The organism is Turicimonas muris (assembly GCF_002221595.1).
Lineage (GTDB): Bacteria > Pseudomonadota > Gammaproteobacteria > Burkholderiales > Burkholderiaceae_F > Turicimonas > Turicimonas muris.
In genome coordinates this window covers 22524-43980 of sequence record NZ_NHMP01000002.1, presented here as the reverse complement: position 1 = coordinate 43980, position 21457 = coordinate 22524, and the positions used below count along the sequence as shown (strand labels likewise).

Sequence of the window (21457 nt, the reverse complement as noted above, 5' to 3'; positions counted from 1 at the left end):
GCCGTCCGGAGTTGTTAAAAGCAGTGATGCTGGTAATTTTAACGCTGTCGACCTTTTCCTTCTTCCGTTTTGGTTCTAATCATCTTGGCTGACGCAGTGAGCTTTTCTTTTTCTTCTGCGCTAAGCGGCAAAGGCATGGCCATTTCCGCGCCGGATTTAGTGATGATTGCAGGATAACCGACATAGCATTTGAATTCATCAACGTATACCGAAGCGGGGCAGACTAGGCGAGAATCTGAAAATACTGCCTGAACAAGCTTAACGGCACATGTTGCAATCGCATAACAAGTGTACTTCTTACCGTTAAATACGAGCCAGCCGCCTCCGCGGGCTGCGTTGTCGAGTTCACCAAGGTTCAGTCCGACTTCTTCAGCGAGCTCTTCAATTGGTTTGCCTTGAACGCAGACTGTCGACCAAGCGGTAAATTGAGATTCACCGTGCTCTCCGAGAACGTAGCCGGAAATGTTATGCGGATTCTGATTAAGAGCCATTCCAACAGCTCTCTGCATTCTTGCAGTATCCAAGAAGGTGCCTGTGCCGAACACTTGCCGACGATTTAAACCCGTATAGTACCGAAGCAATCCTGTAATGACATCGCAGGGATTGGAAATATTAATCAGTACACCTTTAAAGCCAACTTCATGCAATTTAATTCCGACTTCCTTAGCTTGCTTGCAGTTGAATTCATACTCCAAGAATCTATCGCCGCCTTGCGCAAGAGCTTTAATGTCGCCGAATGAAGTAACGATAACATCAGCATCGGCAAGGTCGCTATAATTCTGTTTCAGTATCTTCGTGCTGGTATCGAGTCTTGGCAAAGAGTCCATATAGTCATAGAACTCAGCAGTGCATTTGGCATCGTTGTTGTCGATAAGGACTAGCTCATCTGCGATACCCTTGGTTACTAGTGTGTAGGCGACAGTTGATCCAACGTGTCCAAGGCCGATAACACCGATTTTTCTCATTTTTTTCTCCTGACAAATTGTTTTGTCAGTCTAATCATCAAAAAAGAGGAGAAAAGTTTTTGGGGTATTGAATAACTCAAAAATAGCCTTAATTCCTCAAACTGGTTTCAGTGAGCCTAGCGTACAGAAGGTGGATTGAGGCTTTTGATTTCAACGTCTCGGTTATGAAGCGTAGCTAGACAGCCTGCGCCTAAACTTTTTGACTGCTTCCTAATGAGCGGAACTGAACAAGGGCGATAAAGAAGGCCATTAACAAAAGTCCGGCACAAATGAAATAAACAAGACCTGACAGCATGGATTGAGGATCCTGGTGGACAGTATGTACAAGAAGAGGGGTTCCGATAAGTGGAGCGATAACACCGATAAGACTGTTCAGAGAAGAAATAGCTCCGAGGCTGATACCTTGGTCGTTGGCACTGATATTTTCTGAGACCATGCCGTTTAGTGTCGGAGGGACGGCAACAGACATAAAATTTAAGAAGATAATGACGTAGAGCCAAGAACCTTGAGTAACCAGGCCAAAACCTAAATAAGCTAATGCGCCGGTTAGCAGCCCGCAAAGGACTACTTTCTTTTCACCGATCCTGCGGATGAACACTCTCATCAGGAATCCTTGCATTACAACGCTGACGGCACCGATACAAACTAAAGAAATGCCGATGTCAAATGGAGTCCACCCGTAGCGGTAATCGGTATAAAGAGTCCAAGTAGAGTGAAGCATGGACTGGGCGAAGGAAGAAACGGCGATAACTGCGATGAGTAGACCGATTTTCTTCAGCCTGGACAAATTAACAAGAGTGCTGAGGGGATTGCATCTTCTCAGAGAGAAGGGAGTACGAAGACTAAGACTTAAGGATTCAGGAAGAACAAATAAGCCGTATAAGAAGTTAAGTCCTGATAGGGCGGCGGCCAGGAAAAACGGATACCGCAAATCGTGTTCTCCGAGGATTCCGCCGATAAGAGGCCCCAAGATAAAACCGATGCCGAAACACGCGCCGAGCATGCCGAAGGCTGCCGCTCTTTTTTCTTTAGCCGTTATGTCGGCGATATAAGCCTGAGCTACCGCTACGTTGGCCGAGAACATTCCTCCTACAAAGCGCGAGGCCAAAATTACTGGCAAAGACATACTCAGGGCCGGAACTAAAAACATGATACTTAGGCCGAAGATTCCTAAAAGCATCAGAGGGCGCCGACCGTATCTATCAGATAAAGCACCGAGAGTGGGAGCAAAGCAAAATTGCATCAGGCCGTAGCTGACGAGCATTGCACCAAGCCACCAGGCCTGTGAGGCAGAGTTGCCGGCGAGCTTACCCACAAGTTGGGGAAGGACGGGAATAATCAAGCCTATCCCTAAAATGTCTAATAGAACACATACCAAAATAAATGGCAGGCCCGGATGGAAACTTCTCTTCATATGTCCTCGGCACGAATAAGTCCGAAAATCTAACACATGAATTTTATCCACACCTGAGGAAAACACTTAAGATGGCGACAAGGCCAATGAGAATGTAAATAAGTCCTTCAAAAAAAGACCTTGTCGGCGAAATGCCGACAAGGCTACTTCGTAAAGGTTGGGAAGAAATCTTGAGCGGAATCAGTTGCTCTGTTCCGATCGTTGCTTAATTTTTTTCTTCCTCAATATCTCGTTAGAGTTCTTTTTGCTCCTCTTTGTTGTTGGAATCTAAAACGAAGTTCACAACGAAAAGCATTGTCAAGATAGCATTGACAAAGTTTCTCTCGTCCGTATTGTCCCACTCTTGCAGTGCTGGTATCTCAACAATGTCTGCGAGGGCTTCTGGAACATGCCGTTCGGTTTTAAAGAGTCGGAACTGTTCAGTCAGCCAGCTTGCATGTTCTTTTCTCATATACTTAGCAAAGTCTCTGAGATCAGGCCAACGTTCATTCAATCTTTCATCAGCTATTCTTAATTCGTTGAAGAGACTGAGTGTTTGTTTCCCTGGAATTTCCATAAAGTGATAAAGCTCTATAAGGAAAGACAGCTGTTTGCCTATCTGATACCAGTCGAGGGCACTTGAGTCAGCCAGTTCTTCCAGTTTTTGAAGTAGCTTTCTGCAATTCTTTTTCTTTAGCTCATCATTCTTCTGAGCAATTTCCCACAATTCAACTAGATGTTTAGTGTCAATTAATTGTTTTGCTATTTCTTCCGTCTCACCGGAGAAGAACGTACTGTTAACTCCATCGGGATCCTCTTCCTCAAAATCCTCATCAATCATCATTTCCAAAGGATCATCTAAACGGCGTGTGGCCCTGCTTGCATGCCAGTGGCCTAGGTGAGATGCTCTGGAGCACTTTCTGATAGGTTCGCTCATGCAATAGGAGATGTCTCCCGGTCCCTCCAGGTCTCCAAAGGGAGCGTTGCACATCCTGTCGACAACCGGCATTTGAGGCACCACACTCAATTTTGCAAAGTCTGCTACTTTATCTTCTTCTGCACGTTCGACTACGAGGAGGAAGTTGGTGCGGGGCCCCGCCAAGTTGTAGCGAATACCTAAATATTCTTGTTCTTCGGCATCTTTGCTGGCAACCATGCGCATATTAGCAACAAGTTGCACAAGGGCTTTTCCAAATTCTTGGTCTAACCGTTTTATGGTTATTTCTTGCTTCTGTCCATCTTCTAAAAAAGACATTCTTAATTCATCAATCGGCTCTCTCAGGAAAGCAGCTGATGAACAAGAGTCAGCCGAGTAAGCAGTCCTCGGGGCCCTAGAGGTCCAAATTGCATCTTGAGGCCAGTGAATGCTAACTGACTTCAACAGTGGTGCCTGAAGGCGGACAATTACACTGTTTGCAGCATCCTCGATGTCAGAGTAGCTGTAAACCGACTCATACACTCCGCCTGTGGACTCAGAAATTTCAGTCAAAAGACTGCCGTAAGGAGCCATGCCGATTCCTAAGGTGAAGATTCTTCGGCCTGTCTTTTTAGCAGCTTTTTTTACGCTCTTATTGTCCCAAACTTCTCCGTCGGTAATTAAGAGAATGGCGCTATTCTCACTTTCCCCTCGGCACAGGTCTCTACATCCGTTCAGGGCGCCTTCAAGCTCAGTTCCTCCTAAATCGGCCTGAATGTTATTAATGACTTCTTCCCATGGTCTTGTAAGCCATCCCTTAATTCTTGAGTTGCACTTCGGAATGATGGCATTTTCTGCAATTTTTTCCAGTCTCAGATCAGATCCGAAACGATACAGGGTAACTTGATCCTGTGGATCTAACCCTCCCACAATTTTTGACAGAGTCTCTTTTGCCCACTCAATTCGGCTTCCATCCATTGATCCGGAGCAATCAAGTAAGACACAGAGATCTAAGGGTGCTTTTTTAGGAGCAATCTGCGGAATAAAAGATGCCAAGGCAGCCCACTCTTTGCCGTCTTGTGCGAGACACAGAACACCTGAGTTCTCAACTTCAAGGTCAACGACAAAATCTCGGTCTGCTTTGCCGACGGCGCTAACCTTTAGACCTTTTTGGGAGTAGGAACATCTGATAGCATGAGAAGGAGAGTAGACAGTCCCCTCATCGAACGGCTTCTTAACTAGAAGCTCTCCGGAACAGGCGTAATCCGCAAAAATATTCGCTTCAACTCCGGCGAGAGGTGATGGATAGGATTCTTCGCTGGCGGCATAGCGCTCATCCAATACCATCGGGATAGTGATGCGGACTTTTTTGCCGTGAAACTCTAATAGCTGCATATACTCGACAGTTATTTTGGCCTTTTCACCCGGCTTCAGATTGCCGAGTGAAGCAGTGCAAAAGTCCTGCTCTTCGATCTTGAGCATTACCGGAGAGTCGCCGGATTCCATGGCATCTTCATAAGTCTCTTCTGCCTTCTTCTTTAGAAGTGCGCAAGCATGACGAACAACACCGTTTATTTCAGCCGAGAAAGAAGTAATCACACTCTTGCCATAAGGCAGCGGAAAGCTGTAGCTGATTTCAATGGTATCGTCCGTGCTGTTCTCATAGTTTTGAACAGACTGATATCTGAAAAGAGGACCGTCCACTTCACCTTTCCATTGAATGGATTTCAAAGGAATGTTGGCTTTTACGTGATTACTCATTGTTCTTTCCTTTATTCTGTTTGTATTCTTGAACAAGTTCAATAATTTTTTCTGTCATCTCCGGAAGAGCTTCTGCCTTAATTTCTGCCTTTCGGTTATCTAGAACCAAGGTCATTCCTGAACCAAGAAAAATGTGAGAACACCAAGAAATTGTTCCGACTTCCGGTTCTGGGAGTGCGATTGAATCTTCGTCATAAGAAGTGATTTCTTTTAACCGAACATTCTTATGAGATAGTCTCTTGATCTTGAGCAGCTCTTCTAGATGTTCATTGGTGTAGTAGGACCCACGTTTTTGACCCAATGGGGGTGCTACATACCCTTTTTGAATGTAGAACCGAATCGTCCTTCTTGGTATTCCAGTGAGTTCAGCGAGATCTTCTAGACGAAATTTTTTGTCGCTTTCCATCCTCTCCTCCTTAATTGAATTTTATTATACACTAATTGTGTACTAAAAAGTGTCATAAAAATAAATTGCTGTTCAAAAACTTCAAAAAGTGCCTGCCTTCTTGAATGTTTAAGGAGTTCTCAATTCGGTTTGAGAGAGATGTGTTTGAAAAGTCAAAGACCTCTTCGGAAAGTTGAGTTCGAAGAGGTCAAAGATGTAGTCGTTATGTCGGGTTAAGAAAAACCAATTTTTCGGACGGCGCCTCCGTTTCCTTTGATTCGTACCTCGTCTTTAAGGGCCTCTAAGAAAGTTTTTTTCGTTTTCTCGGTTCTGAATTTGAATTGACGATAGACGGCGGCAAAATCACCGGGGGTTAGTTTTTCGAGGTTTTCAAGTTCAGCCAAAACTTCTGCTAACGAACCTTGAAGCCGAAGTTGAGAAGAATACTTTTTGAATAGTTTTTTAGCTTGTTCAAGTTTTAAGAAGTCGAATTTTGTTTTGAGGTCAAAGCGGCGTAAAGCTGCCGGATCAAGAAGATCCATTAAATTGGTGGTTGCAATAAACACCCCTTCGAAGTTCTCAATTTGTGTCAGCAGCTCATTGACTTGTGTGACTTCCCAGGAGTGACTGCTTAAGGTTCTGTCTCTCAAGAAAGAATCGATCTCGTCAAGCAACAGAACGGCATCATCTCTCTGTGCGTCTTCAAAGGCTTGGGCAATAATCTTTTCCGTTTCCCCAAGATAGCAGTTCAATAAGTCAGAAGCTTTTCGAACGATGAGTGGTTTTTCAAGGTATTTTGCCAGCCACTTGGCATAGGCAGTTTTCCCGGTCCCGGGAGGTCCATAAATGCAAATTTTTGCACTCCCGGCACGTTTAACGCCTTCTGCGATCTTTTTGAGAGCGAGCGTGGAATTGGTTAAATCCGGATCATACAAGTAGCTTTGATTATTTTCGATAGGAGGAAGCTTGGGAAGACCTTGGGCTTTGAGTTTTTCTGTAATGATCTCCATGGCAACTTTGGAAGAGAGTTTCAATGAACTCATAGACAATATCTCTAAAATTTCGGCTGCCTGGGCGATAATCCCCGGGGAAAGAAAGTTGCTTTTTGTAAGTCGAGTTAATTCTTTTTCGTCGAGAAATTTCCCTAGTTTCCGATGTGTTAAGTCCTTGAGGACTCTCAAAGGAGGATTTGCTATCTCTAGAACAAAAGTAAATCTTCGAATCATCGCAGGATCGAGGCCTGCAATAGAATTTGTCATCCATATTGTTGGAGTTTGGTTTTCTTCCAGACACTTGTTGATGAAGGCCTTGTTAGTACGAAAGGTGTAAGACTTCTGAATTCCTTCGTTGAAGAGATCCGCAGCCTCATCGACGGCAAGAAGAGAGTCGCTGGAGGAACTCAACAGGGAAGAAGCAACTTGCCAGTTTTCCCAACGGCTCGTGGACTCGGATGATTTAGAGCCGGATGTAGAAAGAGAAGGTTCAAAAGTTTTTAGTCCGGATTCTTTAGCTAATAAGCGACTTAACTCGGTTTTTCCTGTTCCAGGTGGTCCATACAAGAGAATGTTTACACCTTTCCTGGGATTTGAGGCATTCTGCTTTAGAAATGGAAGAATTATGTCCGGAATAGCCGGAAGATAATTAAAGTCTTTTAAAGATAAAATACTCGATTCTGTTTGAATCAGGTATTGAGAAAAGAGCTTCTGTTTGGTAACAGTTCCCCAAATATATTGGTTCAGATCATTGTTGTGGAAAACTTCGAACAGATCTTCCGCATCCGTAGAAGAATAGCAATTGAGTGTCAGGACGCCGCAGTTAACTAATTTTCCTTCCGGAGAAATGACTTTCATGACTTCAGTACTCGAGACATCGAAAAGCCACGCCATAATATCTCCCAGCAGATGTATGCCTTTATTAGTGAAGTCAAAGAAATTGATGACTTCCTTGAGCAGGGGATTGGCTTGAATAAGAAGAAGAAAAAATAAAATATCAGTTTCAAAGCTTGAAAGACACAAACATTCCTGCAGCACTGCTGCATTCTTTTGCATTTTCTCTGGAAAGAGACCGGCTGTTTTGACTTTGTCTGATATCGATTGATAGAAGTCTGAAAGTTCCTGAGGAATACCTTCACCTCCTTTTCTTAGTTTTTTTCTGAGTTCTTTGTAGGCACGGGATACTTGTTCAGGAAGATCGTTCTCGATCTCTTCAAAAGTTTTAGGCTCTTCGTCGTCCTCAAAGTTTCCCGATTCAATAACCTCTTGAACCAGCCCAGAAAGAAGATCGGTAATGACCGTTCCAACTTCAGTGCCAGGTAAAACGTCATATCCTTCTCTGCGCCAAGAACCTGGTCTTCTTCTTTCATAGTTTTTTTCCAACTTGAACCAGCCGCCTCGCTCCACTAAAATCCTGGTAATCCAATAGTCAACGCCAGCTATGCTTTCTTCACAAGCACCTGTAAAGCTCAAAACAACACTGAGATTTTTAGGCATATTTTGTGCTCCTTTAATCTTGTTCTATTGTGATATTTAAAGCGTTAATTTATGACGCATTAGCCAGCTCGAATCTCTATGAATCAATTCGGCTCCAATCTATTTATTCAATTTTTATCCTGTCTTAATTGAGAAGAAGATTTTTACTTTTACGTAAATAAAGGTACGTAAAACTTCTTAATCGGACATAAAAAAATAATTTTGTCTAGTGGAATTACTTCTAAGTTTTTCGATTTGGCCGCTGTTTCCTATCTAAAATTTAGTAACAACTTTTGACAATAGGAATTGAATAAATGAAACGTACCCTACCTTTTCTACTTTCACTGGTTCGACAGGGATCGCTGGTCAAGCAGATTATTGTGGCTTTGATCCTTGGTATCGCTGTTGGGGTTTTATGGCCGAGCGGTGCTTCCTCCTTGGAGGTTTTAGGAAGTTTCTTCGTCTCTGCTTTGAAGGCAGTAGCCCCGGTTTTAGTGTTTGTTCTGGTTGCTGCTTCTATCGCTAATCAAGACACCGGAAGCGGCGGCAAAATTAAATCGGTTCTCTTCCTCTATATCTTAGGAACCTTTTCTGCTGCATTGGTAGCTGTTATTGCAAGCTTTATGTTCCCGACTCCGATTGCGTTAGTTGAAGTTAAAGACGCAGTCACTGCACCTGGCGGAATTACTGAAGTTATCCGAAACTTGGTTTTCAATCTTGTGGATAATCCTGTAAAAGCTTTGGCTAATGCAAACTACATCGGCATTTTGGCTTGGGCTGTTAGCTTGGGTATTGCTCTTCGTCATTCGAGCGATGAAACCAAGAAAATCGTTGCTGACTTATGCAACAGCGTTGAGTACATCGTGCGTTTGGTTATTCGACTTGCTCCCATCGGTGTGTTTGGCTTGGTTGCCGGCGTTATTGCTACAACCGGCCTGGAAGGAATGCTCAGCTACGTCAAACTGCTTGTCGTTTTGATTGGCTGCATGATCTTCATCGCTTTGGTTGTCAATCCGTTGCTGGTTTGGTTCTATACACGCAAGAACCCGTTCCCTCTGGTTTGGATGTGCTTGAGGGAAAGCGGCGTTACAGCTTTCTTCACCCGTTCATCTGCCGCTAACATTCCGGTCAATATGAATCTTTGCCGTAAACTCAACCTCGACGAGAACGTTTACGCTATTTCCATCCCGGTTGGCGCAACTATTAACATGGCCGGCGCTGCTGTCACTATTACAGTTTTGACTTTGGCTGCCGCTACTACACTGAACGTTCATGTTGATATCGGAACGGCTCTCTTGCTTTCCTTGGTTGCTACCGTTTGTGCGTGCGGCGCATCCGGTGTACCTGGCGGTTCTCTTCTCCTTATTCCATTGGCTTGCGGCTTGTTCGGTATTGAACAGAACGTTGCTATGCAGGTTGTTGCCGTGGGCTTCGTAATCGGTGTCTTACAAGATTCTGCAGAAACTGCTTTGAACTCTTCAACAGACGTTCTGTTCACAGCAGCGGCTTGCGAATACAATCAAAGAAAAGAAGCAAGTGTTCACTAATCTGAACCTTCCGAGTTCATAAAGAAATCTTTTGCCTGCCTCCGTTTGAATGATGAAGGCAGGCAATTTTTATTCCGGTAAATCGGAAAATTGAACCTCAGAAAGTAAAAAAGGACTCCAACAGCTAAAGTTGGATTCCTTGTTTTCTATTTGAATACTTCGAAAAAAACTTACTTTTTCACAAATCGGATAAGCTGTTCAACCGGATTGGCACCGCCTCCGAAGGTAACGGGCTGATCCTGCCATTCGGCATCTAAAGTCGGAGTTAAATCGTCTTGAGTAAGCTCCGCTTTCTCCGGTTTCACATTGGCAATCGATAATAAAGCTTCGGTGACCGGAAGCCACGGACTATTCATTAGCTTAAGCTCACGGTTGATGGATTGAATAAGCGGCGCGGCACTTGCAAGCCACATCTGAGCATCAGCAAATTTGAGTCCGGATAGGAACTCCAAGATCGCCGGAAGGAAATCTGGTAGTTCATTGCTCTCAAACTTCAGACCATGATCCTCATACAGGCGCAGAAGATTGAGCATTGCAGAACCTCTGCCGCGGGAATCACCATGCAGATGTTCGAATAAATTCAAACTGGCTTTCTTACCTAAATCGAAAGTGGAGACATAAATTCCTTGCAGATTTGCTAAAGATGATGAAGAAAAGTGTTCAATCATCTTGGACAAATTCTCCTTGACTTTGTGACTGAGAGTAGGCGCATTTTGAATCGACGAAGAAATCTCATCTAGTTCATCAAATAATTGCTGCCTCGGGTAAACAAGCAGACAAGCCATGGCCTTTAATTCAATATTCATTATTTACCCCCTAATTAAGGGTTATCTCTACACATAGAGATCATACAAAAGATAAGTACGCTAACAACTCCAGGGGGCGGTGTGAATACCCAAATCGATAATTGTAAATGCTTATTTCAGTGATAAAGATCGGGGAGATAAGCCCAAAATGGAAGATTTTCAAAGGGGTAGTAGGGGATAACTCCTACACTTCAAGAAGATAATCCATAAATTAAAGGAGCGCATTATGCGTGCAGATATTAAGGTTTGGAACCCTGAAAATCCTGCCCAATGGAATAAAACATTAGCATGGACAACAGTTTGGTTAAGTACCTTCAGTTTGACATTGGGCTTTTGTGCCTGGTTCTTGGTACCTTCTTTGGCTCCTAGATTAAATGAGGTCGGCTTTCAGCTTGACCATCGCCAATTGTATTGGTTGGTGGCTATGGTAGGCCTTTCCGCCGGAACTTTAAGAATTATTTGGACCTTCTTACCCCCGATTTTGGGAACAAGAATTTTAGTAACTTTTTCAACGGCTTTGCTGTTGATCCCGCTGTTCTGCTGGGTATACGCAGTAATGAACCCTGGTACACCGTATTGGGTCTTGTTGCTGTTCTCTTTGTTCAGTGGTATTGGCGGCGGTACATTCTCTGGCTTGATGGCAAGTACTAACTACTACTTCCCGAAAAAGCAGAGAGGATTTGCTTTGGGCGTCCAGGGCGGCCTGTCTGACTTCGGTACCGGTTTAGTTCAGTTTGTCACACCATTAGTAATCGGCTTCAGCGCTTTTGCAGCACTTGGCGCTCCTCAGGTCGCTCACTTGGCTGACGGCAAGACGGTTCAATACTGGCTTCAGAATGCAGCCTGGATTTGGATTCCGTTCGTCGTCATTATTACTATTCTGTCTTGGCTTTGCTTGCGTTCAGTTCCCGTAACCGCAAATATCAAGAAGCAGTGGTCTATTTTCGGCAATAAACACACCTGGTTTATGACCTTGTTCTATTACGGGACATTCGCTACATTCGCCGGTCTCGGTGCTCAGTTGGCTTTGTTGGGAACTCACGAATTTGCTCATATCGAAAACGCTCCTAACGTCGTTGCTTTAGCTTGGTTAGGCCCTGTCATCGGTGCTTTGTCAAGAGTCGGTGCCGGTAAGGTTGCTGACTCCATCCGCGGCGGCCGCGTCACCACGATTATGGCTGTCTGCAATATCATCGGCTTGCTCGGGTTGTGGCTCTACAAACCAGATTCTGTAATGGGATGCTGGATTTGGTTAGGCTTTATGTTCTGGGTATTCTTCTGGACCGGTGTCGGCAATGCTTCCACTACTGAACAGATGGCTGTTCTGTTTCCGCCGCTTCAGGGAGGTGCAGTCGTTGGCTGGACTTCCGCAATCGGTGCTTATGGTCCTTTCACTATCGGCGTCCTCTTGGCTGAAACCAATGCAGCAACAATGTTTGCCGTAACAACAGCAATCTTTATCGCTATCTTATTAATCAATATTTATTACTACGACCGTAAAGATGCCCCGGATCTTTGCTAATTCGTCGAACAAATAAATAAAAAAGGGAGAACCTATATGCCTGGAATGATGAAAAGTTCTCTGTTCTTCTCAAAGAAGGTCGGTTCCTATTCAGATGGTTGGGGTGAAGTTGTAAACGCTGACCGCGGTTGGGAACAGGCTTACAGAGACAGATGGGCACATGACAAAATCGTCCGTTCTACCCACGGCGTTAACTGTACCGGCTCCTGCAGCTGGAAGGTATACGTTAAGGACGGTATTGTCACATGGGAAACCCAAGAAACTGACTACCCCCCAACGCCTCCCGGAGTTCCGAATCACGAACCTCGCGGCTGTCCTAGAGGAGCAAGTTACTCTTGGTATCTCTACAGTGCCTCCAGAATTAAACATCCGTTAATCAGAGCAGAACTTCTAAACTATTGGGAAGAAGCTCGGAAGACAATGGATCCGCTAGCTGCTTGGAAGAGCATTGTTGAAGATCCGCAAAAGAAGAAGGCCTATTGCGAAGCCCGCGGTATGGGCGGATTGGTTAGAACTTCCTGGAATACCGCTCTGGAAATTATCGCTACTGCCAACCTCTACACGATTGACAAGTACGGTCCTGATAGAATCGCCGGTTTCTCACCGATTCCAGGCTACTCTATGGTCTCCTACGGTGCAGGTACTCGGTATCTGTGCTTAATCGGCGGTACGCCTCTCTCTTTCTATGACTGGTACTGCGATTTGCCGCCGTCATCTCCCCAGACATGGGGCGAACAAACTGACGTTCCAGAATCGGAAGCTTGGTACTACTCCAGTTACATCATTGTTTGGGGTACGAATATTTCTATGACCCGTTCTCCGGACGCACACTTCCTGATTGAAGCCCGTTATAACGGTACCAAGGTTGTAAATGTCTGCCCGGATTATGTGGAAGTAACGAAAGACGCCGATATGTGGATCCATCCGAAGCAGGCAACCGATGCTGCTTTGGCTTTGTCTATGGCTCACGTCATCTTCAAAGAGTTCCACTATGAAAATCCGGATCCGTACTTCACCGAATACGTTAGAAACTATACCGACTTCCCAATGCTTGTCATGCTCGACAAGAATGAGAAGGGCGGATATGTTCCGGGACGTCTGCTTCGTGAATGCGATATCGGCGCTCCGGCCGGAGAAAACAATCCGGAATGGAAGACCGTCGTCTATGACGAACTGACAAAAGATGTGGCCGTTCCGCAGGGCTCAATGGGTTACCGTTGGGGTCAAAAAGAAGGACAGGATCTCGGCAAATGGAATTTGAACTCCGTAGACGGACGTACCGGCAAAGAAATTAAGCCGCAGCTATCTTTCTTGAAGGATTCGCCGGAAGTAGTCGATGTTTCCTTCCCGTATTTCGGCGGAAGAGAACGCCCGATGTTCACTCCGAACGAACAGACTTCCGATGTTATCGTTAGAAAAGTTCCTGCCAAGACAATTAAAGTTGACGGAAAAGAATACTTGGTTGCTACAGTGTTCGATTTGTTCGGCAGTTACCTTGGCGTCGACAGAGGCTTGGGCGGTGAAGTTGCTCACAGCTACGAAGATAACGTGCCGTTTACACCGGCATGGCAGTCTGTCATTACCGGCGTTGAACCCGAATATGCAATCACTGTAGCTCGTGAGTTTGCAAAAGCTGCTTCTAAGACCAAAGGCCGTGCCTGCGTTCTGATGGGCGCAGGCGTTAACCAGTGGTTCCAGACCGATAACACTTACCGTACGATTATTTATCTTCTGTTGATGTGCGGTACTTGCGGTGTCGTCGGCGGAGGCTGGTGCCACTATGTGGGTCAGGAAAAGATTCGTCCGGAAGCCGGATGGTCCGAATACTCCTTTGCTAAAGACTGGGAGCCCGCCAGCCGCCATATGAATGCGACTAGCTACTTCTATGAACATACCGACCAGTGGCGTTACGAAAGAATTCCTCTTTCGGATATGTTGTCTCCTCTAGCAGATACCAAAGTTTATAACGGTACTTACGTCGACTATAACGTTAAGTCCGAAATGATGGGCTGGTTGCCTTCTGCTCCTCAGCTCAACGTCAACCCAACAAAAATTGCTTCGCTTGCTCAGAAGGCCAACGAGGATCCAACTCAGTATTTGATCGATCAGCTCAAGACCAAGAAGATTCAGTTCAGCTGCCAAGATTTGGATGCTGAAGAAAACTGGCCGAGAAACTTATTTGTTTGGCGTTCGAACCTGCTCGGTTCTTCCGGTAAAGGTCAGGAATACTTCCTTAGACATTTAATGGGAACTCAGAGCGGTATTCTTGGCGGGGAATTAACAGAAAAGGACGGCACGCTGCTTCCGCAGATGGTTAAATGGCGTCCCCCTGTCACAGGTAAATTGGATCTGTTGGTCAATATGGACTTCCGTATGAGTACAACGTCCATTTACTCCGACATCATTCTTCCGACAGCTACTTTCTACGAAAAGAACGATATCAACACAACGGATATGCACAGTTTCATCCATCCGTTCGTTAAAGCCGTTCAATGTTCTTGGGAAGGCCGCTGCGACTGGGATACTTATAAGGATATCGCCAAAAAACTTTCTGAAATCGCCGCGATGTATCCGGATAAATTCGGCAACGTCGTTGACATGGTTATGACGCCGCTCGGTCACGATTCTCCTCATGAATTGGGTCAAGCTTTGGATGTTAAGGCCTGGTATAAGGGCGAATGCGATTTGATTCCAGGCAAGACGGCTCCGTTGATTCACGCAGTTCCGAGAGACTACCGCACTATTTACGATAAGTACACGTCTGTCGGACCTTTGCTCAGTACAAAGGGAGGCGGCAATCGCGGCATCAAATGGAACCTGGATCCGGAAATTGAAGAGTTAAAACAGTTGAACGGTACGGTCACCGAAGGTGTCGCCAAAGGCCGTCCGAAGATGCTTACCGACATCAATGCAGCAAACTTCATTATGAGAGTTTCTCCGGAAACTAACGGTGCTTTGTCATACCGCAGCTGGACATTCGTTGAAAACCAATGCGGTGTTAAATGCCGCTGGATGTCCGAAGGTCATATCGAAGACAAGATTACCTTCGACGATTTGGCTCATCGTCCCGTAAAGACATTCACTGCTCCGGACTGGTCTGGCACAATTACTCCGGAAACTCCGTATGTCGCATTCTGGCAGAACGTGTTTGTTAAACTTCCGTGGCGTACTCTGACAGGACGACAGCAGTTCTATCAAGACCATAGCTGGATGAGAGCTTTTGGTCAGGAATTCGCTCAGTATCGTCCGCCTGCATTCCAGAGATCGTTGGAGGGTTATAAGGATATTGCGGCGAACGGCAATAAAGTCATCATGTTGAACTTTATGACCGCCCACCAGAAATGGGGTATTCACTCCACTTATTACGACAACGAAAGAATGCTTGCGCTGTCCAGAGGAGGCCCAGTAGTTTGGATGAGCAACCTCGATGCGGCTAACGCCGGCATCGTTGATAACGATTGGATCGAATGCTGGAATTGCAACGGTTCAGTTGTTGCCAGAGCCATTGTCTCTTCAAGAATGCCGGAAGGCCTGTGCATCATGCAGCACGCTACTGAAAAGACAGTTAATACACCGGGATCTGAGATTAACCACATGAGAGGCGGCGACCATAACTCCCCGACAAGAGTTATCGTCAATCCGACTCATATGATCGGCGGTTACGCTCACCTCTCTTATGCCTTCAATTATTACGGAACTATCGCTCCAAACAGAGATGACTTCGTGTGGATGAGAAAGATGAATGATATCGACTGGATGGAAGAAGAAGCTCCGAGCAAAGGAGGTAATTTATGAAAATCCGTGCACAAATAGGGATGGTATTAAACCTCGATAAATGCATCGGTTGTCATACTTGTTCCGTTACCTGTAAGAATGTGTGGACTAACCGCCCCGGCACCGAATATGTTTGGTTCAACAACGTTGAAACAAAGCCGGGCATCGGTTATCCGAAACAATGGGAAAACCAGAAGAAGTGGCTGGGCGGCTGGGAACTTAAAAACGGTACTCTTCGCCTTCGCCGCGGCAGCAAACTCGGCGTACTCGCCGGAATTTTTGCCAACGGCAAGCTTCCGGGAATTGATGAGTACTACGAGCCGTATACCTTCGATTATCAGAACCTGCAGAAAGCTCCTCGTATGAAGACTTCTGTGACGGCACAGCCAATCTCTTATCTGACCGGAAAGAAGATGAAGAAGATTGTTAACAGTGCTGCATGGGATGATAACCTCGGCGGTACCGATCTGATGACTACCCCGGACGTCAACTTAGCTAACGTAGAGCGCGAAATTTACGCACAGTACAAGAACACTTTCTTGTACTATCTGCCGCGTCTATGCGAACACTGCTTGAACCCAGCCTGCGTAGCCAGCTGTCCGTCCGGTTCCATCTATAAGCGTGAAGAAGACGGCATTGTCTTGGTCGACCAGAACAAGTGCCGCGGATGGAGAATGTGCGTCTCCGGCTGCCCGTACAAGAAGGTTTATTACAACTGGTCTACCGGGAAAGCAGAAAAATGTATTTTCTGTTATCCGCGTGTAGAAAGCGGCCAGCCGACCGTTTGCGCTGAAACCTGCGTCGGGCGTATTCGTTACATGGGCGTAATGCTTTACGATGCGGACCGCGTTAAAGAGCTCGCTTCTATACCAAACGAAGAAGATCTTTACGCAGCCCAGAAGTCCATTTTCTTGGATCCTAACGATCCGAATGTTGAGGCTCAGGCGCTTGAAGCCGGAATTTCTCACGACTGGATCGAGGCCGCGAAGAAATCTCCGATCTACAAGATGATCTGCAAATGGGGCGTAGCGCTTCCGCTGCATCCGGAATTCAGAACTCTGCCTATGGTTTGGTATGTTCCGCCGCTTTCTCCGATTGCTCAGGCAGTCGATGCCGGTAAGCTTTCTTTGAAGGGCGATCTTCCGGATGTAGAAAGTCTGCGTATTCCTGTCCAGTACTTGGCAAATCTGTTTACCGCAGGCAATACAAAACCGGTTCTGGATGCTCTAGGACGCCTGTTGGCTGAAAGAAAGATCCTTCGTTCTTACAGCAACGGCGCCGGAATATCTCAGTTCCTGACTTGTGAAGTGTTCCCTGAAGAGCTCAAGAATAGTCCGGACGTTAAGCTTCTGGATTCTTTGGGACTGACATTGCAGGATGTTTGCGACATGCATAACCTCTTTGCTATTGCCGACTATAAAGATCGCTTTGTCGTGCCGTCAGCCAACCGCAACCATATGGCAAGTATGCTGTCTCAGGGTTCTCAAGGAATTAACTTGGGCGGCGGTGCTGATATGCGCCGCAGAGCGTCGGTTATCTTCGGCGGTCCAATGAACCGAAAGGTCATCCCTCTTTTCGAAGAGTATGAACGCAGTACCGATAAGGTGGGAGGCTAATGATGAATGATCTCTATCTAACCTTAAATTTCGTGATCTTCCAAGTGATGCCTTATGCGATCTTGGCAATCCTGCTTCTCGGCAGCTTTGCCAGGTATCTGATTAGCCCGTTTTCCTGGAAGAGCCAAAGCAGCGAACTCATCGATAAAAAAGACTTGATGTGGGGTGCAAATTTGTTCCACATCGGTGTCATCATCGTGTTCTTCGGTCACGTCTTCGGCCTCTTTACACCGAGCGCAATCCTCGACATGATGGGAATGACTCCTGCCGTTCACCAGTTGGTTGAAGTCTTTGTAGGAGGCACCTTTGCCGTTGTAGCAGTCCTTGGCATCTTTATTCTGTTCTTCCGCCGTTGTTTCAATGACAGAGTCAGAACAGCATCAAGACCAAGCGACTACCTGGTTTTGATTCTCCTGATTGCTGTACTGCTCTTCGGATGCGCTTCCGTCATTGAGTCTTATCTGTATGACCACTCCGGCGCAACCATCGTATTGTTCCGCTCCTGGGTTCACGGTTTACTTACTTTCGACCCGAACGCCTGGACATACATGCTGCAGGTTCCTGAACCTCAGAAATGGCATATCTTCATCGGTTTGTTGGTTTTCTTGGTCGTTCCTTTTACCAGACTGGCTCACATCTGGAGCGGATACTTCACGCCATTGTTTCTTATCAGACCGCATCAGATTATGCGCATTAATAGGAAACCAATGAAGTAACAGGTTGTTTCAGAAGAGAAGCCCGGGCCTTGACGCTCGGGTTTCTTTTTGGCCGACGCGAAATAACTCCGCTCCAATCTAAGGTGATTGTTTAAGGATAACGGCTGGTATACAATTTTCGCCCTAGCCGAAGAACACACGGGAGCCGAGTATGAGTGACTTTTCTTCAAGTATTTCAACTAAGCTGGTTCATGTTGGTAGAAACACAGGCGTGAGCCAAGGTTTTGTCAATATTCCACCGTTTAATGGCTCTACGGTTTTGCATCATTCTTCCGCAGATATGAAAGAAAGGACACGCCGTCAAATGAACGGAGAGGAAGTTCTGACTTATGGGACCGAGGGTGGCCCTACACACGATGCTTTCTATCAATTGATGAACGAACTGGAAGGCGGGGTTGGTACTTGGGCCTATTCCACCGGACTTGCCGGCTGCGTGATTCCTTTTTTTGCTTTTGTGAAGGCAGGCGACCATGTGTTGGTTACAGACTCCGTCTACGGACCTACACGACAGTTTTGTGAAACGATTCTACGAGGACTAGGAATTGAGGTTGAGTTTTATATTCCGACGATAGGTGAGGGAATCGAAGAGCTCATACGTTCGAACACGCGCTTGATTTACATGGAGAGCCCTGGAAGTCACTCCTTTGAGATGCAGGATGTCCCGGCGATTGTTCGTGTTGCTCAAAAACATAACGTCTGGACCATGATCGACAACACTTGGGCTAGCCCAATGTATTTCCAGCCGTTGAAAGTCGGTGTCGATGTTGTCATACATGCTGTGACGAAATATATAGGAGGCCATTCTGATTTGCTGATGTCAACGGCAACCTGCAATGCCAAGGCGTGGCTTTTGGTAAAGGCCGTCAGCACTACGATGGGACAATTAGTTCCGGCAGACACTATTTATTTGGCCCATCGCGGCATTCGGACGATGAAAGTCAGAATGGAGGCACAGTTCAAATCGGCGCAGAGAATTATTCATTGGTTAGAACAGCAGCCCGAGGTCGAGAAGATTTTGTGGCCTGCTCACGAAAAAGATCCCGGTTATCCGATTTGGAAAAGAGATTTCACGGGCGCATCCGCTTTGTTCGCTGTCAAGTTGAAAGACAGCATTCCTGATGCCGCTTTGGATAGTTTCTTAGACAATCTGAAACTCTTTGGACTTGGATATTCGTGGGGCGGGTATGAAAGTTTGCTTATCCGAAGTTACGGAAAGCGAAGCAAAGACGACTCAACCGCTTTTGAAAAGATGCTTCGGTTGTCTATCGGGCTGGAAGATTCAGAGGACCTTATAAAAGACCTTCAGAGAGGTTTTGAAGCACTGCGAAAGGAAACACCTTAACGAAGAAAGAAAAGGCGCCAGAAGCGCCATTTTGTTAGTTCTGTGTTGAGGTTTTTCTTGGTTTCTGCTTTCTTGAAGCCAAAATCTTATCGAACAAGCAGTTTGGAATGATCCTCAGAACTTTAGAGAGCACGCCCATTTGCCAAGGAATCGTCACATAAGATTTTTTCTCAAAGATAGCTTTAACAGCCTCTTTGGCAAATTCTTCTGGTGTCAGAAGGAAAGGCATCTTGTAGGGATTTTTGGCGGTTAAAGGTGTCTTCACAAATCCCGGAGAAATGGTCACGACGTCCACGCCGTGCTTTTTCATTTCCACGCGCAGACTTTCGCAGTAAGTGATGACTGCTGACTTGCTTGCGCAGTACGCTTCGCTCCCCGGTAAGCCGCGGATGCCGGCTACGCTGGCAATACCAACCAACGTTCCTCTTTTTCTTTCCATCATCGGTGCTTCAAAAGCGTGGAAAGTGGAAGCCATGGATAACACATTGGTTTCGAATACTTGGTCAAATACTTCCAAGTCCTCTTTGAATTGTGTTTTGACTCCGATAGAGACACCTGCACAGGCGATTGCCACATCCACGCCGCCGCATTCTTTATCGAACTTACGGGCTTCTTCAATCAGTTTTTCTCTATCAGTTACATCGCAGACAATGGCTTTATGCAAATGAGAGTGTGGAAGGCGGGAGATAATCTCATCGAGTTTTTCTTTTCTTCTGGCAACAAGTCCGAGAGTAGCGCCCTTAGCGGCAAATTCTTTTGCGAGCGCTTCCCCGATTCCGCTGGAAGCTCCTGTGAGAAAAATGTTCATTTATTTAATTTCCGTGAAAGCGTACAAAACCGCAATAAAAAGATTATTTTAATCGTGCAGTCGGGATTCCTGCAGGCTGCGAATGGAAAAAAAGCCCCTTAAAGTAGAACATTAAGGAGCTTGTTCGCAGAAGAGAAAATTATTTGTTATTTTCTCTTTCTTTATTGATCAGGAAATCCATCACCTGGATTGCACCCTCGCGTGTCCCGACCATATGAGGAGCGGTGATGTATTTACCGTTGACTGCATTGCAAGGAGTGCCGTCGATGTCATAAGCCATCCATGTTTTGCGGGCCTTTTCAGTGTTCATCCTTGTGGAGAAAGAATTAGCGGCCTTTAAGAACTCTTCCTTATTCAGCCCATTGGAGGCTAAATAATCAGCAACGCTGTTAAGGTCCGGCATTTCTCTGCCTTCTTTAATAACGGCATTGAACATCATGTCGTGGTACGGATCGAGCTTATTGAGTGCTTCAAGCGCGTAATAGGTCTGAGTGAAGTGCTTGGTTTTATCAGACCATGCCACCGGGATTCTCTTGAAAACAACATCATTCGGAAGCTGGGCTGCCCAAGGCTCTACTGATTTTTCATAGGTGTAGCAGTGCGGACAGGTATAAGCAAAAAATGTAAGAACTTCGATTTTCTTTGGATTGGAAGTTTGAACCGGAGTTTTTAAAGCAACGTAATCAGTTCCGGCAACTGGTTTATCCGCAGATGCAAAAACTGTCAGAGGCATAAAAGCTGCGATAGCTGCAGCAAGTATTGAACGTCTGAGCATAGTTAAACCTAATAAATTAAATATTCAAAAATGCTAGTAAATTGAACTGAAGGAGAAATTAAATAACAATACGCAGTCAAAAGACTGCGTATCGGATACTACTGAAGATGTTTATTTCACTCGTCCTACTGTTGCCTGGAACGAGTTCTGCATTAAGCGGGTTTTGACATCATTGGCTTCTTGATTGGTCCCGTAAGGTCCGAGACGGACTCTGTACCATGTTGTTCCGTTTTCAACTCTCTTAATGATGCGGGATTCAAAGCCGAGAAGGCCGAGCTCTGCTCTCAGGTTTTCTGCTTCCGCTTCTCCTTTGAAAGCACCTGCTTGGACAACATAACGGTAAGTTTCTTCAGCCGGCTGCTTAACCTCTTCTTTGGTGTTGGCGGTATCGGCAGAGTTAGGATATTGAGGCTCTACAGTTACAACTTTGCTTTTGGGCGCGTTGGCTGGTGAGTCTCCGGTTCCGTTAAGCGCAGCATTCGGATCCGGAATTGCACCGTTAGCGATAGGGTTGATTTTCTCACTGGCCTGGTTCACTTTATTGATAAAAGGAATCGGTGCATTGGTAATGAAAAGAGCAGCCGCTGCGCAGGCACCAACACCTACGACACCCCCGACTAAAAATCCATAAAACCACGTTCCAAAACCGGATCTGCCTGCCAT

15 protein-coding genes are annotated in these 21457 nt (G+C 45.8%); 6 read left to right on the top strand and 9 right to left on the bottom strand.

Annotated elements, in window-relative coordinates:
- Positions 1 to 38: 38 nt before the first annotated feature.
- From ADH67_RS03515 to ADH67_RS03495, 5 genes are all read right to left on the bottom strand, one after another.
- Positions 39 to 965 (bottom strand): L-lactate dehydrogenase, encoded by a 927-nt coding sequence (locus ADH67_RS03515; RefSeq protein ID WP_066594821.1) that lies wholly within the window; start codon positions 963 to 965, stop codon positions 39 to 41.
- Positions 966 to 1155: 190 nt separating this feature from the next.
- Positions 1156 to 2379: a TCR/Tet family MFS transporter gene (locus ADH67_RS03510; RefSeq protein ID WP_066594823.1), complete on the bottom strand. Its 1224-nt coding sequence runs from the start codon at positions 2377 to 2379 to the stop codon at positions 1156 to 1158.
- Positions 2380 to 2611: 232 nt separating this feature from the next.
- Positions 2612 to 5035 carry a VIT and vWA domain-containing protein gene (locus ADH67_RS03505; protein WP_066594825.1) on the bottom strand — a complete coding sequence of 808 codons (2424 nt, stop codon included), beginning with the start codon at positions 5033 to 5035 and terminating at the stop codon, positions 2612 to 2614.
- Positions 5028 to 5441, bottom strand: coding sequence for a MerR family transcriptional regulator (locus ADH67_RS03500; protein WP_066594827.1), 414 nt, complete (start codon positions 5439 to 5441; stop codon positions 5028 to 5030). The genes ADH67_RS03505 and ADH67_RS03500 overlap by 8 nt, the downstream gene beginning before the upstream one ends.
- A gap of 212 nt (positions 5442 to 5653) precedes the next feature.
- Positions 5654 to 7909: an AAA family ATPase gene (locus tag ADH67_RS03495; RefSeq protein WP_066594829.1), complete on the bottom strand. Its 2256-nt coding sequence runs from the start codon at positions 7907 to 7909 to the stop codon at positions 5654 to 5656.
- Between the two features lie 293 nt (positions 7910 to 8202).
- Here ADH67_RS03495 and sstT point away from each other — a divergent pair, with 293 nt between their 5' ends.
- On the top strand, positions 8203 to 9435 hold the full coding sequence (gene sstT, locus ADH67_RS03490) for a serine/threonine transporter SstT (protein WP_066594831.1): 1233 nt from the start codon (positions 8203 to 8205) through the stop codon (positions 9433 to 9435).
- Between the two features lie 170 nt (positions 9436 to 9605).
- Here sstT and narJ read toward each other — a convergent pair whose 3' ends face one another.
- Positions 9606 to 10241 carry a nitrate reductase molybdenum cofactor assembly chaperone gene (gene narJ / locus ADH67_RS03485; RefSeq protein WP_066594836.1) on the bottom strand — a complete coding sequence of 212 codons (636 nt, stop codon included), beginning with the start codon at positions 10239 to 10241 and terminating at the stop codon, positions 9606 to 9608.
- 226 nt (positions 10242 to 10467) lie between these two features.
- Here narJ and ADH67_RS03480 point away from each other — a divergent pair, with 226 nt between their 5' ends.
- From ADH67_RS03480 to metC, 5 genes are all read left to right on the top strand, one after another.
- On the top strand, positions 10468 to 11763 hold the full coding sequence (locus ADH67_RS03480) for an MFS transporter (RefSeq protein WP_066594837.1): 1296 nt from the start codon (positions 10468 to 10470) through the stop codon (positions 11761 to 11763).
- Between the two features lie 36 nt (positions 11764 to 11799).
- Positions 11800 to 15558, top strand: coding sequence for a nitrate reductase subunit alpha (locus ADH67_RS03475; protein WP_066594838.1), 3759 nt, complete (start codon positions 11800 to 11802; stop codon positions 15556 to 15558).
- Positions 15555 to 17153: a nitrate reductase subunit beta gene (gene narH / locus ADH67_RS03470; RefSeq protein WP_066594839.1), complete on the top strand. Its 1599-nt coding sequence runs from the start codon at positions 15555 to 15557 to the stop codon at positions 17151 to 17153. The genes ADH67_RS03475 and narH overlap by 4 nt, the downstream gene beginning before the upstream one ends.
- Complete coding sequence (gene narI, locus ADH67_RS03465; protein WP_236578406.1) at positions 17153 to 17869, top strand: respiratory nitrate reductase subunit gamma; 717 nt, start codon at positions 17153 to 17155, stop codon at positions 17867 to 17869. The genes narH and narI overlap by 1 nt, the downstream gene beginning before the upstream one ends.
- A 151-nt stretch (positions 17870 to 18020) precedes the next feature.
- A complete protein-coding gene (metC, locus tag ADH67_RS03460; protein WP_066594841.1) occupies positions 18021 to 19211 on the top strand; it encodes a cystathionine beta-lyase in 1191 nt (396 codons plus the stop codon).
- 34 nt (positions 19212 to 19245) lie between these two features.
- Here metC and ADH67_RS03455 read toward each other — a convergent pair whose 3' ends face one another.
- The 3 genes from ADH67_RS03455 to ADH67_RS03445 all read right to left on the bottom strand — a co-directional run bounded on the left by ADH67_RS03455 (position 19246) and on the right by ADH67_RS03445 (position 21457).
- The gene (locus ADH67_RS03455; protein WP_066594842.1) at positions 19246 to 20019 is read right to left on the bottom strand and encodes an SDR family oxidoreductase; all 774 of its coding nucleotides are present in this window, start codon (positions 20017 to 20019) and stop codon (positions 19246 to 19248) included.
- Between the two features lie 139 nt (positions 20020 to 20158).
- A complete protein-coding gene (locus ADH67_RS03450) occupies positions 20159 to 20794 on the bottom strand; it encodes a thiol:disulfide interchange protein DsbA/DsbL (protein ID WP_066594844.1) in 636 nt (211 codons plus the stop codon).
- 111 nt (positions 20795 to 20905) lie between these two features.
- Complete coding sequence (locus ADH67_RS03445; protein ID WP_066594846.1) at positions 20906 to 21457, bottom strand: SPOR domain-containing protein; 552 nt, start codon at positions 21455 to 21457, stop codon at positions 20906 to 20908.

Bases quoted from the DNA above. Each gene is read 5' to 3' on its own strand.
- narH (WP_066594839.1), top strand. From the start codon at position 15,555: ATGAAAATCCGTGCACAAATAGGGATGGTATTAAACCTCGATAAATGC.
- ADH67_RS03455 (WP_066594842.1), bottom strand. From the start codon at position 20,019: ATGAACATTTTTCTCACAGGAGCTTCCAGCGGAATCGGGGAAGCGCTC.
- ADH67_RS03515 (WP_066594821.1), bottom strand. From the start codon at position 965: ATGAGAAAAATCGGTGTTATCGGCCTTGGACACGTTGGATCAACTGTC.
- ADH67_RS03505 (WP_066594825.1), bottom strand. From the start codon at position 5,035: ATGAGTAATCACGTAAAAGCCAACATTCCTTTGAAATCCATTCAATGG.
- metC (WP_066594841.1), top strand. From the start codon at position 18,021: ATGAGTGACTTTTCTTCAAGTATTTCAACTAAGCTGGTTCATGTTGGT.
- ADH67_RS03495 (WP_066594829.1), bottom strand. From the start codon at position 7,909: ATGCCTAAAAATCTCAGTGTTGTTTTGAGCTTTACAGGTGCTTGTGAA.
- ADH67_RS03445 (WP_066594846.1), bottom strand. From the start codon at position 21,457: ATGGCAGGCAGATCCGGTTTTGGAACGTGGTTTTATGGATTTTTAGTC.
- narJ (WP_066594836.1), bottom strand. From the start codon at position 10,241: ATGAATATTGAATTAAAGGCCATGGCTTGTCTGCTTGTTTACCCGAGG.
- ADH67_RS03510 (WP_066594823.1), bottom strand. From the start codon at position 2,379: ATGAAGAGAAGTTTCCATCCGGGCCTGCCATTTATTTTGGTATGTGTT.
- narI (WP_236578406.1), top strand. From the start codon at position 17,153: ATGATGAATGATCTCTATCTAACCTTAAATTTCGTGATCTTCCAAGTG.
- ADH67_RS03475 (WP_066594838.1), top strand. From the start codon at position 11,800: ATGCCTGGAATGATGAAAAGTTCTCTGTTCTTCTCAAAGAAGGTCGGT.
- ADH67_RS03500 (WP_066594827.1), bottom strand. From the start codon at position 5,441: ATGGAAAGCGACAAAAAATTTCGTCTAGAAGATCTCGCTGAACTCACT.
- ADH67_RS03480 (WP_066594837.1), top strand. From the start codon at position 10,468: ATGCGTGCAGATATTAAGGTTTGGAACCCTGAAAATCCTGCCCAATGG.
- sstT (WP_066594831.1), top strand. From the start codon at position 8,203: ATGAAACGTACCCTACCTTTTCTACTTTCACTGGTTCGACAGGGATCG.
- ADH67_RS03450 (WP_066594844.1), bottom strand. From the start codon at position 20,794: ATGCTCAGACGTTCAATACTTGCTGCAGCTATCGCAGCTTTTATGCCT.